Below are 14,573 nucleotides of genomic sequence, written 5' to 3' on the forward strand. Positions count from 1 at the left end.
GCGGCGAGGTGTTCGTCGAAGGGGACGACCTGGACTCCGCGGCAGCGGGTCTGGAAGTGCGCCACGATGTCGTCGACCTTGATCATCTTGCCGGTTTCGCGGACGCCGGAGATGACGGTGATGCTGCGGGCGACGAGTTCGGCGTAGCCGTGGGCGGACAGCCAGTCGAGGGTGGTGCTGGCGCTGGAGGCGCCGTCGACGGACGGTGTCGAGACGATGATCAGCTGGTCGGCCAGGTCCAACACCCCGCGCATGGCGCTGTAGAGCAGGCCGGTGCCGGAGTCGGTGAGGATGACCGGGTACTGGCGGCCCAGGACGTCGATGGCGCGGCGGTAGTCCTCGTCGTTGAAGGCCGTGGAGACCGCCGGGTCCACGTCGTTGGCGATGATCTCCAGACCGGAGGGCGCCTGCGAGGTGAAGCGGCGGATGTCCATGTAGCTGTTGAGGTACGGGATGGCCTGGACCAGGTCGCGGATGGTCGCGCCGGTCTCCCGGCGCACCCGGCGGCCGAGCGTGCCCGCGTCCGGGTTGGCGTCGATCGCCAGGATCTTGTCCTGCCGTTCGCTGGCGAGGGTGGAGCCGAGCGCGGTGGTGGTCGTGGTCTTGCCGACCCCGCCCTTGAGGCTGATGACCGCGATCCGGTAGCAGGACAGCACCGGCGTACGGATCAGCTCCAGCTTCCGCTTCCGTTCCGCCTCCTCCTTCTTGCCGCCGAGCTTGAACCGGGACGGCTGCGCGTTGGCACCGGGCTTCTTCGGCCTCGGCTGGTTGCGCAGCAGCCGGTCCGAACTGAGCTCGACGGCCGCGGTGTAGCCGAGTGGCGCGCCGCCCTGCGTGGTGCGCTGGCGCTGGTCGGGTGTCACCGTCGGCCAGCCGCCGGCCCGCGGGTCGACGGGCGCGGCCGGCGCCGCCGGAGCGGCCTCCGGCATGGCGGGTTGACCGGGTTGACCGGGTTGGCCCGGCTGCCCGGGGCCGCCCTGCTGCGGGAAGCCGTACGCGCCGTGCTGGGGGAGCGGCTGGAGCGAGCCCGCCTCCGGCTGCGGCTGTCCGGGCTGCCGAGGGAAGCCGTAGCCGCCGTCCGGCCCGGGCTGCTGTCCGACCTCGGCGGCCGGCGGAAGCTGCGGCTGCCCCGCCTGCGGCTGCCCGAACTGCGGTTGCTGGGGCTGGGGTTGCTGCGGTACGGCGGCGGGCGGCGCGGACTGCTGCGGGGACAGCCCGGTCGGTACCGGCGCCGGGGCGTACGGCTGCGGGTTCTCCGCGGCCGGCAGCGCGGGGGCGTGCGGCTGGCCCGGCTGCGGCGCCGGCGAGCCCTGCTGGGGGAAGCCGTATCCGGCGGGTCCGGGTTGCTGCGGTGCGGGTTGGGGGTGCTGCGGTGCCGCGGGTTGCGGCTGCGCGTACCCGGTCGGCCCGGCGGGCGGTGCCGCGGCGGCGGGGGAGTACTGCTGGGGGAAGCCGTATCCGGCGGGTCCGGGTTGCTGCGGCGCGGGTTGGGGGTGCTGCGGTGCGGCGGGTGCCGCAGGCGCGTCCGGGGGTTGCGGCTGCGCGTACCCGGTCGGCGCCGGAAGTCCGTAGCTGGACTGGGGTACTTGGGGGGCGGGCTGCGGACTCTGCGCCGCGGCAGGTGCGGAAGGCGCGGCGGGAGCAGCGGGTGGCTGCGGCTGGGCGTACCCCGTCGGACCGGGCAACTGCTCGGCGGGCGCGGCCACTTGCGGTGCCTCGGGTGCGCTCGGGCGCGGCGGGAAGCCGTAGCCGCCCGGGCCCTGCGGCGGCTCGTTCGGCTGCGCGGCCGGCGGCGGGAAGCCGTAGGCCTCCGGGAGCACCGGCTCGCCGACCGGCGGCGGGAAGTTCAGGGGAGCAGCAGCGGCCGGTGCGGCGGGTGCCGGTTCCTCGGCGCGCTGGAACTGCGGGGGCAACGGCGGCACCGGGCCCCGGGGGGCGTCCGGCGTCCACGGCTTCGGGTCGGCGGTCGGCGGCACGGGCAGCGGGGTCCACACCGGGGCGCGCTTCTGCGGCGGCGCGTCCTCCACCGGGGGTGCCGGGGGTGCCGCGGGTGCTGAGGGCGCCTCGGGCGCCTGCTGGGCGGCCGGCCTCGCGTCCTCGGGCTCGGGGGCCGCCGGCTTGGCGTCCTCCGGCTCCGGCGCGGGCCTGCTCGCCTTCGCCATCATCGCGTCCGCCCGCTCCTCGATCTCCCGCCGCATCGCCGCGGCGCTGAAGCGGAGCGTCGAGTCGGCCGGCCGCGGGCGCTCCGGTTCGGCGCCATGCGGCGGCTCGTCGGCGCCGGTGTCCGTCGTCGGCCCCGGCACCGAAGTGGGCGCCGCCGAGGGCACGTCGGCGGCGTCGGTACGGGCCCACACCGGCTTCGCGTCCTCCGGCTCCGGCGCTTCGGCCGCCACCGGTCCGGGCTCGGGGGCGGCGGTGGGCGGCGGAATGGACGGCACAGCCGACGCGGACCACGAGGGCCTCGCGTCCTGCGGCTCCGGCGCGGGCTCCTCCGCCCGCTCGGGCTCGGCGGCCGCCGGACGCGAGATCGACGGCACCGAACTCGCCGACCACGAAGGCTTGTCCGCGGCCGGCTCCGGCCGCGGACCCGTGTCCGCACCCCTGTTCACGCCGGCGCCGGCATCCGCGCCGGCGCCCTCCCCCCGCAGCGTGCCCGAGCCCACCTGTGCACCCGATCCGGACCCGGAACCGGACCCGGAAGCGGGACCCGAGCCGGAACCCAGACCCGGCACCGGCGGCAGCGAAGCAGCAGACCACGACGACGCGTCGCTCGACGCCGCTCCCGCGTCGGACGCGGGCCGCGGCTCCCAGACCGGTCCGCGGGGCGCCGCGCCGTCAGCGTCGCCCGCGTGGTCCGGCGTGCCCGTGGCGGCGGGCGCGTCCTGCTCCTGCTCGCGCGCGTCCCGGTCCGCGTCGGCGTCGGCGTCGGCGTCCGCCGCGTCGTCGGTGCCGCTGTCGCTGCCGCTCTGCATGTACCAGGCCGGAGGGGTGAAATCGAAGCGGTATTCCCCGGTGATGTCCGAGACTTCACCCCCGGAGGGGCCCTCGACAGGGGCGGCCCCGCCCACGCGGTTGTCGTCCCGATCGCTGCTCACAATGCCTCCTGGTCTGCGTCGGGGAGTCACACGTCACCGTCTCCCCACCCCGTGCGCCGCCGGCCGCCTCTGCGCCCCACGGCCCCGCCACTCTGACGGACAGCCTAATAGCCGGTCGACGTACGCCGTCAGGCCGTTCGGACACCCTTTCCGCTCCTTCCCGCCCGAACCGCCCCGGACACGTCGCGGCCCGCACCACTGCGCGTAACGCCCCCGCACCACCGCGGTCCACCGCCCGCGCCCCCAACCGCCCCGCGGACGGACCCCGTTGCGCCGTACCCGGCGCCGCGCGCCACCGCCCGCCGGGTCTTGCCGGCATCGGGGCGGCGACGCGCGTATACGATCGTCGTCATGCGCCCCGGGCGGATCATCTTTCTCAACGGCACGTCCAGTTCGGGCAAATCGAGCATCGCCCGCGAACTGCTGGCCATCCTCGACGGCGACCCCTACTTCCACATCCCGCTCGACGGGATCAACGCCATGCGTGCGGCCAAGGAGATCGCGCCCGACGCGCTCGACGCCGTCCTCACCCGGACCCGGATGGGATTCCACCGCGCCGTGGCCGGCATGGCCGCCGGAGGCAACGACCTCGTCGTCGACCACGTGCTGAGCGAGCCGTGGCGGCTGGACGACTGCCTGACCGTCCTCGCCGACGTCGAGGTCTTCCTGATCGGCGTGCACTGCCCGCTGCCCGAGCTGAAGCGCCGCGAGGAGTCCCGCTCCGACCGCCCGCCGGGCCTGGCCGCCTACCAGTACACCCGGGTGCACGCGCACGGCCTGTACGACTTCGAGTGCGACACCGGCACCGCGTCACCGCGCGAGTGCGCGGAACTCGTCAAGGAGTACGTCGAGTCACGCGTCGCCTGTGGCCGGCCGCCGACCGCGTTCCGGCGGCTGCGCGCGGCCCGCGCGGCACGTGCGGCCAGGTCGCTCGTGTGACCCACCACCCGGTCCTCGCGTGACCCGCCCGGCAGGCCGCCGGCGGCGTCTCCCTGCCGAGGTGACCCGCGGGTAAGGGGGTCGACGCACCCTGGTACCCTGGGTGACGGTCACGTGTGTGCACGCACCACGTGACAGCGCCTCGCGAGTCATGTGAGATTCCCCCGCGATGTAGACCGGGGGCGCTCGGAGGCCGTAGACACCATGAGGAGTCCGTATGTCGCTCGACGTCGAGACGAAGAAGCAGATCATCGCCGAGTTCGGCACCAAGGAGGGCGACACCGGCTCCCCCGAGGTCCAGGTCGCACTGCTGTCGCGCCGGATCTCGGACCTGACCGAGCACCTCAAGACCCACAAGCACGACCACCACTCGCGTCGTGGTCTGCTGATCCTGGTCGGCCAGCGCCGCCGTCTGCTGCAGTACCTGGCCAAGAAGGACATCACGCGCTTCCGTGAGCTCCGCGAGCGCCTCGGCATCCGTGCCGGTGCGGCCGGCGTCCGCTAGGAAGCCGTACAGGGAGCGGTCCCCGTCCAACGGGACCGCTCCCTTTTCCGTACAGCGGTTCCGAGCAACCGTTCGACGGTTCTTCGACGGTTCCGGGGCACCCGCCCGCGGGCCGCGCACATGACGTGCGCGATCCGGCCCGCGTCTGGTGCAATGGGGCTGTTGACAACGAATGAGGAGGAGCGTCCTCCTATCCGCCGCATACGCCGGTCCTCGGTAGTGGCCCCCAGGTGGCAGCCGCCACCGGAGGCTTCGATCGAAGACCGGCCCCGGCTGGACGACGCACCTCCACCGAAGGCCCGGCAGGGACACGCCCTGCGGGCAAAGACGAGGAGAATTCCCATAGTGGAGAACGAGACCCACTACGCCGAAGCCGTGATCGACAACGGTACCTTCGGCACCCGCACCATCCGCTTCGAGACGGGCCGGCTGGCCCGCCAGGCCGCCGGCTCCGCCGTGGCCTACCTGGACGACGACACCATGGTGCTGTCGGCGACCAGCGCCTCGAAGCAGCCCAAGGAGCACTTCGACTTCTTCCCCCTCACGGTGGACGTCGAGGAGCGCATGTACGCGGCCGGCCGCATCCCCGGCTCCTTCTTCCGCCGCGAGGGCCGCCCCTCCGAGGACGCCATCCTCACCTGCCGCCTGATCGACCGCCCGCTGCGCCCGTCCTTCGTCAAGGGCCTGCGCAACGAGATCCAGGTCGTCTGCACGATCATGGCGCTCAACCCCGACCACCTCTACGACGTGGTCGCCATCAACGCCGCCTCCTGCTCCACGCAGCTGGCCGGCCTGCCGTTCTCCGGCCCCATCGGCGGTGTCCGGGTCGCGCTGATCAAGAACCAGTGGGTGGCCTTCCCGACCCACAGCGAGCTCGAAGAGGCCGTCTTCGACATGGTCGTCGCCGGCCGCGTGCTCGACGACGGCGACGTCGCGATCATGATGGTCGAGGCCGAGGCCACCGCGCACACCATCAAGCTGGTCGAGGGCGGTGTCGAGGCGCCGACCGAGGAGGTCGTCGCCGCCGGCCTGGAAGCCGCCAAGCCCTTCATCAAGGTGCTGTGCAAGGCGCAGTCCGAGCTGGCCGCCAAGGCCGCCAAGCCCACCGGCGAGTTCCCGATCTTCCTGGACTACCAGGACGACGTGTTCGAGGCCCTGGAGTCCGCGGTCACCGGCGAGCTGGCGCAGGCGCTGACCATCCCCGGCAAGCAGGCCCGCGAGGCCGAGCTGGACCGGGTCAAGGGCCTGGCCGCCGAGAAGCTGCTGCCGCAGTTCGAGGGCCGCGAGAAGGAGATCTCCGCCGCCTACCGCGCGCTGACCAAGAAGCTGGTGCGCCAGCGCGTCATCCGCGACAAGGTCCGCATCGACGGCCGCGGTGTCACCGACATCCGTACCCTGGCCGCCGAGGTCGAGGCCATCCCGCGCGTGCACGGCTCGGCGCTGTTCGAGCGCGGTGAGACCCAGATCCTGGGCGTCACCACCCTCAACATGCTCCGCATGGAGCAGCAGCTCGACACGCTCGCGCCCGAGACCCGCAAGCGCTACATGCACAACTACAACTTCCCGCCGTACTCCGTCGGCGAGACCGGCCGCGTCGGCTCCCCCAAGCGCCGCGAGATCGGCCACGGCGCGCTCGCCGAGCGCGCCCTGATCCCGGTCCTGCCCACCCGCGAGGAGTTCCCCTACGCGATCCGGCAGGTCTCCGAGGCACTGGGCTCCAACGGGTCCACCTCGATGGGCTCGGTGTGCGCCTCCACCATGTCGCTGCTGAACGCCGGTGTGCCGCTCAAGGCCCCCGTCGCCGGTATCGCCATGGGCCTGATCTCCCAGGAGATCGAGGGCGAGACGCACTACGTCGCGCTGACCGACATCCTCGGTGCCGAGGACGCCTTCGGCGACATGGACTTCAAGGTCGCCGGCACCAAGAAGTTCGTCACCGCCCTCCAGCTCGACACGAAGCTCGACGGCATCCCGGCGTCGGTGCTGGCCGCGGCCCTCAAGCAGGCCCGCGACGCCCGCCTGCACATCCTCGACGTCATGAACGAGGCCATCGACGTCCCGGACGAGATGTCCCCCAACGCCCCGCGGATCATCAGCATCAAGATCCCGGTGGACAAGATCGGCGAGGTCATCGGCCCCAAGGGCAAGATGATCAACCAGATCCAGGAGGACACCGGCGCCGACATCTCCATCGAGGACGACGGCACCGTCCTGATCGGCGCCACCGAGGGCTCCCAGGCCGAGGCCGCCCGGGCGACGATCAACCAGATCGCCAACCCGACCATGCCCGAGGTCGGCGAGCGGTACCTGGGCACCGTCGTGAAGACCACCACCTTCGGTGCCTTCGTCTCGCTGATGCCCGGCAAGGACGGACTGCTGCACATCTCGCAGATCCGCAAGCTCGCCGGCGGCAAGCGCGTCGAGAACGTCGAGGACGTCCTCGGCGTCGGCGCCAAGGTGCAGGTCGAGATCGCCGAGATCGACCAGCGCGGCAAGCTCTCCCTGATCCCGGTCATCGAGGGTGAAGAGGGCGACGACGAGAAGAAGGACGAGTCGGCCAAGTGACGACCCGCTCCACCGCAGTGACGGCCCGCCCCTCCACCAAGGGGCGGGCCGTCCGCACACGGACCCTGCTGCCCGGCACCGACGGCACCGGCACGGTACGCCGCTCCGTGCTGCCCGGCGGCCTGCGCGTCGTCACCGAGACGCTGCCCACCGTGCGCTCGGCGACCTTCGGCATCTGGGCCGGCGTCGGCTCCCGCGACGAGACCCCCGTGCTGGGCGGCGCCACCCACTACCTGGAACACCTGCTCTTCAAGGGCACCGAGCGGCGCAGCGCCCTGGACATCTCCGCGGCGATCGACGCCGTCGGCGGCGAGATGAACGCCTTCACCGCCAAGGAGTACACCTGCTACTACGCCAGGGTGCTCGACACCGACCTGCCGCTCGCCATCGACGTGGTCAGCGACATGCTCACCGGGTCCCTGATCCGCCAGGAGGACATCGACGCGGAACGCGGCGTCGTCCTGGAAGAGATCGCCATGACCGAGGACGACCCCGGCGACCAGGTGCACGACCTGTTCACCACCGCGCTGCTCGGCGACTCCCCGCTGGGCCGCCCCGTCCTCGGCACCGTCGAGACCGTCAACGGCCTCACCCGCGACCAGGTCGCCCGCTTCTACCGCAAGCACTACGACCCCACCCGGCTGGTCGTCGCCGCCGCGGGCAACATCGACCACGCCACCGTCGTCCGCCAGGTCCGCCGCGCCTTCGAACGCGCCGGCGCCCTGACCGACGCCGACGCCGTACCCCGGCCGCCGCGCACCGGCAGCCGTACGATCCGCGGCGGCGGACGCGTCGAGATCCTCGACCGGCGCACCGAGCAGGCCCATGTCGTCCTCGGCATGCCCGGCCTGTCCCGCACCGACGAGCGCCGCTGGGCGCTCGGCGTCCTCAACACCGCGCTCGGCGGCGGCATGAGCTCGCGGCTCTTCCAGGAGGTCCGCGAGAAGCGCGGCCTGGCGTACTCCGTGTACTCCTACACCTCCTCCTACGCCGACTGCGGCATGTTCGGCGTCTACGCGGGCTGCCAGCCGCGCCGCCTGCCCGACGTGCTCAAGATCTGCCGCGACGAACTGCACCACGTCGCCGAGCACGGCCTGACCGACGAGGAACTGCGCCGCGCCATCGGCCAGCTCTCCGGCTCCACCGTGCTGGGGCTGGAGGACACCGGCGCCCTGATGAACCGGATCGGCAAGAGCGAGCTGTGCTGGGGCGAGCAACTGTCCGTGGACGACCTGCTGGCCCGGATCGCCGCGGTGACCCCGGGCGAGGTGCGCGAAGTGGCCCGCGATGTACTGGGACAGCGTCCCTCGCTGGCGGTCATAGGGCCGGTGAAGGAGAAGCAGGCCGCACGGCTGCACGAAGCGATCGCGTAAGCCGTCACCCCGCCTGTCACCACGCCCGTCGGCCGCCAGCCGGCACGTACAGGCACCGTGTAACAACCGCACACCCTGCTGCGTGACCCTTACACCCGGAGGACTCCCCAACGATGAGCAAGCTGCGAGTGGCCGTCATCGGTGCGAAGGGCCGGATCGGTTCCGAGGCAGCCCGCTCCGTCGAGGCCGCCGACGACCTCGACCTGGTCGCCACGATCGGCCGCGGCGACCCGCTGGAGGCGCTGACCGACGCGGGCGCCCAGGTCGCCGTCGAACTCACCCACCCCGACTCCGTCCTGGGCAACCTGGAGTTCTGTGTCGGCCACGGCATCCACACCGTGGTCGGCACCACCGGATGGACACCCGAGCGGCTGGCCACCCTCCGCGGCTGGCTCGACGCCGCCCCCGGCACCGGCGCCCTGATCGCCCCCAACTTCTCCATCGGCGCCGTCCTCACCATGCGGTTCGCCCAGCAGGCGGCCCCCTGGTTCGAGTCCGTCGAGGTCATCGAGCTGCACCACGACAACAAGGCCGACGCGCCCAGCGGCACCGCCACCCGCACCGCCCAGCTCATCGCCGCCGCGCGCACCGAAGCCGGCCTCCCGCCTCAGCACGACCCCACCACCCACGGCCTCGACGGCGCCCGGGGCGCCGACGTCGACGGCGTCCCGGTGCACTCGGTACGGCTGCGCGGCCTCCTCGCCCACCAGGAGGTCCTCCTCGGCGGCACCGGCGAGACCCTCACCATCCGCCACGACTCGCTGCACCACAGCAGCTTCATGCCCGGCATCCTGCTCGCGGTCCGCACCGTACCGGGCGTGCCCGGCCTCACCTTCGGCCTGGAGCACTTCCTGGCCGACGGGCCCGCCGCGGCGGACGGCTCCCCGGCCACCGGGCACCAGGGAGCCTGAACCGATGCGCGCCAAGCTCAGCTACACCGTCTCCGCGGTCGTCCTCGTCTTCTACTTCGTGCTCGTCGGCGACCGCGGGGTGCTGCTGATCGCCGACGGCCGGCCGGTCACCGTCGCCTTCGGCGTCGCCGTCCTGGTCCTTCCGCTGATCGGCGCCTGGTTCCTGTGGCACACCACCCAGTTCGCCCGACACGCCGGACGGCTCGGCCGCGAACTCGAAGCCGAGGGCGGCCTGCCCGTCGACGAACTGGCCCGCACCCCCAGCGGCCGTATCGACCGCGCCTCCGCCGACGCGGTCTTCGCCAAACGCCAGGCCGAGACCGAGGCGGCCCCCGACGACTGGCGCAACTGGTTCCGCCTCGCGGTCGCCTACTTCGACGCCCGGGACACCCCTCGCGCCCGCAAGGCGATGCAGCGCGCCATCCGGCTCCACGACGCCGAGGCAACCGCCGCCACCCGCACACCCGGAACATCCCCGGCCGCAGGCCGGACCGGCGACCGCACCCCCAACGGCGCGTAACCGTACGACGAGGGCCTCAGGAGTCCGGCGCCGCACCCGCTGAAAGGTGAGCGGGGAACGGGAGCACGTCGGCACCGGCGGGACGGCTCGACCGGGGGAGCGGCTACCGCAGCTCCAGGGACCAGCCCTCGATCGCGTCCGCCGCGACGTCGAACGCCTCGGACCGCCCGAGGAAGTCCGCGTTGTGATCGGTCATCAGGGGCCGCAGCGTGGACCCGCGCCGGCTGATCAGCAGCGCCTGCCCCTGCACACTGCGCGGCAGCCCCAGCACCCGCACCGGCTGCTGCGCCGTACGCACCGACGTCACCTGCTGCCAGGGCACCGTGACCGTGCCGAAGTACCCGACCTGCCGCAGGCCCTTCCCGCTCAGCCACACCCCCATCCGTAGCAGCCGCAGAGTGGCCGCGATCACCAGCGCCGCGATCAGCACCAGCACGCCACCCCCCTGCACGCTCTTCGCCGCGACCATGATCAGCGCGGCGAACAGCAGGTACGCGGCGAGCATCAGCGCCAGCGCGGCGATCGCGACCCGCCAGGGTCCGGGGCGGTACGGGCGCATCCAGCGGTCCTGGACGTCGTGCGGCAGCGGACGGCCGGTCGCGTACTCGTCGTCGACGGTGGCTACGGAGCGGAAGGGCAAGGACACGCGGAGAATCCTCTTCGGCTTCTGTCAGGTGCGGGGGCTCTGACCGGTGAGGTTATCCGTCCCGGCCACCGTGGCCAAGCTCCGGGGCGGGCCCGGTGCCTGCGACCGCCGGTCGGACCCACCCCATAAGCTGAGCGGCGCACAACAGACAACAGGAAGGACCCGCCGGTGTCCACCGACCCGCCCTCCACCGAGGCCGCCCCCGCCCGCTTCCGCGACGACGTCACCGTCGAGCTCGTCAAGCACAGCGCGTCCGACTCCGACGTCCTGTGGGCGGCCCGCGTCTCCACGGCGGGCGAGCAGTCCCTCGAAGAGTTGGCCAAGGACCCCGACCGCTCCAAGGGCCTGATCAACTACCTCATCCGGGACCGCCACGGCAGCCCCTTCGAGCACAACTCGATGACCTTCTTCATCAGCGCCCCGATCTTCGTCTTCCGCGAATTCATGCGCCACAGGGCCGGCTGGTCCTACAACGAGGAATCCGGCAGGTATCGCGAGCTTCAGCCGGTGTTCTACCTGCCGGGGGCGGATCGGAAGCTGGTGCAGCAGGGCCGGCCGGGCAAGTACGAGTTCGTCCAGGGGAGCGAGGAGCAGCGGACAGCGGCACTCGCCGTGATGGCGGAGTCGTACCAGCAGGCGTACGCGGCGTATCAGGAGCTGCTGGCGGCCGGTGTGGCGCGGGAAGTGGCGAGGTCGACGCTGCCGGTGGGGTTGTTCTCGTCGATGTACGCGACGTGCAACGCGCGGTCGCTGATGCATTTCCTCGGGTTGCGCACCCAGCACGAACTCGCCCGGGTGCCGTCGTTCCCGCAGCGGGAGATCGAGATGGTCGGCGAGCTGATGGAGGCGGAGTGGGCGAAGCTGATGCCGCTCACCCACGCCGCGTTCAACGCGAACGGCCGAATCGCCCCGTAAAAAATGTCCGAAGTGTTCGGATTGCAGGCATTCGCGAAGTTCATCTAGGCTGCGGAAACGGACTCCGGTGCTGCTTGAACCCCCGAGCAGGCAGCGCTGGAGTCCTCACCGTGGGTCCCGCCGCCCGCACCCGCAGGTACCGTGGCTGCACAGCCGCACACACACCCAGTAACGTGGGATGCATGGCTCCGACTTCCACCCCTGACGCCCCCTTCGGGCGGGTGCTGACCGCGATGGTCACGCCGTTCACCGCCGACGGCGCGCTCGACGTCGACGGCGCACAGCGGCTCGCCGCCCACCTCGTGGACCAGGGCAACGACGGACTCGTCGTCAACGGCACCACGGGCGAGTCGCCCACCACCAGCGACGACGAGAAGGACCGGCTGGTCCGAGCCGTACTCGAAGCGGTGGGTGACCGCGCACACGTCATCGCCGGCGTCGGCACCAACGACACCGCGCACAGCGTCACCCTCGCCCGCCAGGCCGAGCAGGCCGGCGCCCACGGCCTGCTCACCGTCACGCCGTACTACAGCAAGCCCCCGCAGGAGGGCCTGTACCGGCATTTCACCGCCATCGCCGACGCCACCGGCCTGCCGGTCATGCTCTACGACATCCCCGGCCGCAGCGGCGTCCCCATCGACACCGAGACCCTGGTCCGGCTCGGCGACCACCCCCGGATCGTCGCGAACAAGGACGCCAAGGGCGACCTCGCCGCCGCGAGCTGGGCGATCGCCCGCAGCGACCTCGCCTGGTACTCCGGCGACGACATGCTCAACCTGCCGCTGCTGTCGATCGGCGCGGTCGGTTTCGTCTCCGTCGTCGGCCACCTGGTCTCCACCGAGCTGCGCGCCCTGCTGGAGGCGTACACCAGCGGCGACGTCGCCAAGGCCACCGAGATCCACCAGTGCCTGCTGCCCGTCTACACCGGCATGTTCCGCGCCCAGGGCGTCATCACCACGAAGACCGCCCTCGCGCTGCGCGGACTGCCCGCAGGCCCGCTCCGGCTCCCCCTGGTCGCCCTCGGCGACCAGGAGACCGAGCAGCTCAGGAAGGATCTCGCCGCCGGCGGGGTACACCTCTGAGCACGCCCGGAGCACACAGGACTTCACAACTGAATACAGCAGCACTTCGCGAAATCCGCCGGACACTGACCCGAGCGGATCACGCGCGGACCACGAAAACGTCGGAAAAGAAATCCGAACGCGGCACCACCATTCGAACATCGGAACAGCGTCGCGCCGGCCACGGCCCCCACGAGGGGCCCTCTGGCATGCGCGGTAAGGAGAAACCCTTTGAGTCATCCGCACCCTGAACTCGGTCCCCCGCCGGCACTCGCCGAGGGCGGTCTGCGCATCACACCGCTCGGCGGCCTGGGTGAGATCGGCCGCAACATGACCGTCTTCGAATACGCCGGCCGGTTGCTGATCGTCGACTGCGGTGTCCTCTTCCCCGAAGAGGAACAGCCCGGAGTCGACCTGATCCTCCCGGACTTCACTTCCATCCGTGACCGGCTGGACGACGTGGTCGGCGTCGTCCTCACCCACGGCCACGAAGACCACATCGGCGCCGTCCCCTTCCTGCTCCGCGAGAAGGACGACATCCCGCTGATCGGCTCCAAGCTCACCCTCGCCCTGGTCGAGGCGAAGCTCCAGGAACACCGCATCCGCCCGTACGCCCTTGAGGTCAAGGAGGGCGACCGGGAGCGGATCGGCCCCTTCGACTGCGAGTTCGTCGCGGTCAACCACTCCATCCCGGACGCGCTCGCCGTCGCCATCCGCACCCCGGCGGGCAACGTCGTGGTCACCGGCGACTTCAAGATGGACCAACTCCCGCTCGACGGGCGCCTCACCGATCTGCCGACCTTCGCGCGGCTCGGCGAGGAGGGCATCGACCTGCTCCTCGCGGACTCCACCAACGCCGAGGTCCCCGGCTTCGTGCCGCCCGAGCGCGACATCTCCCAGGTGCTGCGGCAGACCTTCGCCAAGGCGGAGAAGCGGATCATCGTCGCCAGCTTCGCCAGCCACGTGCACCGCATCCAGCAGGTGCTCGACGCCGCCCACGAGCGCGGCCGCAAGGTCGCCTTCGTCGGCCGCTCCATGGTCAGGAACATGGGCATCGCCCGCGACCTGGGCTACCTGAAGGTGCCGAGCGGGCTCATCGTCGACGTGAAGGTGCTCGATGACCTTCCCGACGAGAAGGTCGTCCTGGTCTGCACCGGCTCCCAGGGCGAGCCCATGGCCGCGCTGTCCCGGATGGCCAACCGCGACCACCAGATCCGCATCGTCGAGGGCGACACCGTGGTCCTCGCCTCGTCCCTCATCCCGGGCAACGAGAACGCGGTCTACCGCGTCATCAACGGCCTGACCCGCTGGGGCGCGAACGTCGTCCACAAGGGCAACGCGAAAGTGCACGTCTCCGGCCACGCGTCGGCCGGCGAGCTGCTGTACTTCTACAACATCTGCAAGCCGCGCAACCTCATGCCGATCCACGGCGAATGGCGCCACCTGCGCGCCAACGCCGACCTCGGCATGCTGACGGGTATCCCCAAGGAGCGCACCGTCATCGCCGAGGACGGGGTCGTCGTCGACCTCGTCAAGGGCAAGGCGAAGATCGTGGGCAAGGTCCAGGCCGGCTACGTGTACGTCGACGGCCTCTCGGTCGGCGACATCACCGAGACGCACCTCAAGGACCGCCGCATCCTGGGCGAGGAAGGCATCGTCTCGGTCTTCGTCGTGGTCGACAGCAGCACGGGCAAGATCGTCGGCGGCCCCAACATCCATGCCAGGGGCTCCGGCATCGACGACGACGCCTTCGCCGCGGTCATTCCCAAGATCGAGGAGGGGCTGTCCCGTTCGGCCTCCGACGGGGTCATGGAAGCCCGGCAGATCCAGCAACTCATCCGCCGCTCGGTCGGCAAGTGGGTCTCCGACACCTACCGTCGGCGCCCGATGATCCTGCCGGTGGTCGTGGAAGTCTGACGCGCCGTCAACCTCGGTGCGGGGAGCGGGCCGCGCTACCGGATGAGGGACGCCGACGAGGCCGCGGCCCGCGGCCTGCTGAACGTCGACCCGCTCAGCGGGGACTTCGTCTTCCGCCACCCCCTG

Annotated in this window: 11 protein-coding genes; 9 read left to right on the forward strand and 2 right to left on the reverse strand. The window is 71.7% G+C overall.

The window, feature by feature from the left end; all coding sequences use genetic code 11:
• On the reverse strand, positions 1-3,095 hold a 3,095-nt coding region (locus tag AB0399_RS38295; protein WP_366414425.1), incomplete at its 3' end, for an SCO5717 family growth-regulating ATPase.
• A gap of 351 nt (positions 3,096-3,446) precedes the next feature.
• Between AB0399_RS38295 and AB0399_RS38300 the strand changes: the two genes are divergently transcribed.
• The 6 genes from AB0399_RS38300 (at position 3,447) to AB0399_RS38325 (ending at position 9,908) form a co-directional block, all read left to right on the forward strand.
• Entirely contained in the window at positions 3,447-4,034 is a 588-nt protein-coding gene (locus AB0399_RS38300) for an AAA family ATPase (protein ID WP_329364091.1), read from the forward strand.
• A gap of 217 nt (positions 4,035-4,251) precedes the next feature.
• Positions 4,252-4,539, forward strand: coding sequence for a 30S ribosomal protein S15 (rpsO, locus tag AB0399_RS38305; protein WP_033173003.1), 288 nt, complete (start codon positions 4,252-4,254; stop codon positions 4,537-4,539).
• A 345-nt stretch (positions 4,540-4,884) separates the two neighbouring features.
• A complete protein-coding gene (locus AB0399_RS38310) occupies positions 4,885-7,104 on the forward strand; it encodes a polyribonucleotide nucleotidyltransferase (protein ID WP_329364089.1) in 2,220 nt (739 codons plus the stop codon).
• Positions 7,101-8,477 carry a pitrilysin family protein gene (locus tag AB0399_RS38315; protein WP_329364087.1) on the forward strand — a complete coding sequence of 459 codons (1,377 nt, stop codon included), beginning with the start codon at positions 7,101-7,103 and terminating at the stop codon, positions 8,475-8,477. The genes AB0399_RS38310 and AB0399_RS38315 overlap by 4 nt, the downstream gene beginning before the upstream one ends.
• 113 nt (positions 8,478-8,590) lie before the next feature.
• Positions 8,591-9,388 carry a 4-hydroxy-tetrahydrodipicolinate reductase gene (dapB, locus tag AB0399_RS38320; RefSeq protein WP_366414426.1) on the forward strand — a complete coding sequence of 266 codons (798 nt, stop codon included), beginning with the start codon at positions 8,591-8,593 and terminating at the stop codon, positions 9,386-9,388.
• A gap of 4 nt (positions 9,389-9,392) precedes the next feature.
• Positions 9,393-9,908, forward strand: coding sequence for a hypothetical protein (locus AB0399_RS38325; RefSeq protein ID WP_329364084.1), 516 nt, complete (start codon positions 9,393-9,395; stop codon positions 9,906-9,908).
• Positions 9,909-10,011: 103 nt separating this feature from the next.
• On the opposite strand, the gene AB0399_RS38330 is transcribed toward AB0399_RS38325, so the two are convergent.
• Positions 10,012-10,554, reverse strand: coding sequence for a hypothetical protein (locus AB0399_RS38330; protein WP_366414427.1), 543 nt, complete (start codon positions 10,552-10,554; stop codon positions 10,012-10,014).
• Positions 10,555-10,722: 168 nt separating this feature from the next.
• On the opposite strand from AB0399_RS38330, the gene thyX reads away from it, so the two are divergent.
• The 3 genes from thyX to AB0399_RS38345 all read left to right on the forward strand — a co-directional run bounded on the left by thyX (position 10,723) and on the right by AB0399_RS38345 (position 14,447).
• Positions 10,723-11,469, forward strand: coding sequence for an FAD-dependent thymidylate synthase (gene thyX, locus AB0399_RS38335; protein WP_329364081.1), 747 nt, complete (start codon positions 10,723-10,725; stop codon positions 11,467-11,469).
• 182 nt (positions 11,470-11,651) lie between these two features.
• The gene (gene dapA, locus AB0399_RS38340; RefSeq protein ID WP_328470160.1) at positions 11,652-12,551 is read left to right on the forward strand and encodes a 4-hydroxy-tetrahydrodipicolinate synthase; all 900 of its coding nucleotides are present in this window, start codon (positions 11,652-11,654) and stop codon (positions 12,549-12,551) included.
• Positions 12,552-12,761: 210 nt separating this feature from the next.
• Complete coding sequence (locus AB0399_RS38345; protein WP_328470162.1) at positions 12,762-14,447, forward strand: ribonuclease J; 1,686 nt, start codon at positions 12,762-12,764, stop codon at positions 14,445-14,447.
• The last annotated feature ends 126 nt before the right edge of the window (positions 14,448-14,573 follow it).

Origin of the sequence: Streptomyces sp. NPDC088194, from assembly GCF_040702025.1 — a bacterium.
In the GTDB taxonomy this organism is placed as follows: Bacteria; Actinomycetota; Actinomycetes; order Streptomycetales; family Streptomycetaceae; genus Actinacidiphila.

Coding starts and splice junctions, on each gene's coding strand:
- dapB (WP_366414426.1), top strand. CDS start 8,591: ATGAGCAAGCTGCGAGTGGCCGTCATCGGTGCGAAGGGCCGGATCGGT.
- dapA (WP_328470160.1), top strand. CDS start 11,652: ATGGCTCCGACTTCCACCCCTGACGCCCCCTTCGGGCGGGTGCTGACC.
- rpsO (WP_033173003.1), top strand. CDS start 4,252: ATGTCGCTCGACGTCGAGACGAAGAAGCAGATCATCGCCGAGTTCGGC.
- AB0399_RS38325 (WP_329364084.1), top strand. CDS start 9,393: ATGCGCGCCAAGCTCAGCTACACCGTCTCCGCGGTCGTCCTCGTCTTC.
- AB0399_RS38300 (WP_329364091.1), top strand. CDS start 3,447: ATGCGCCCCGGGCGGATCATCTTTCTCAACGGCACGTCCAGTTCGGGC.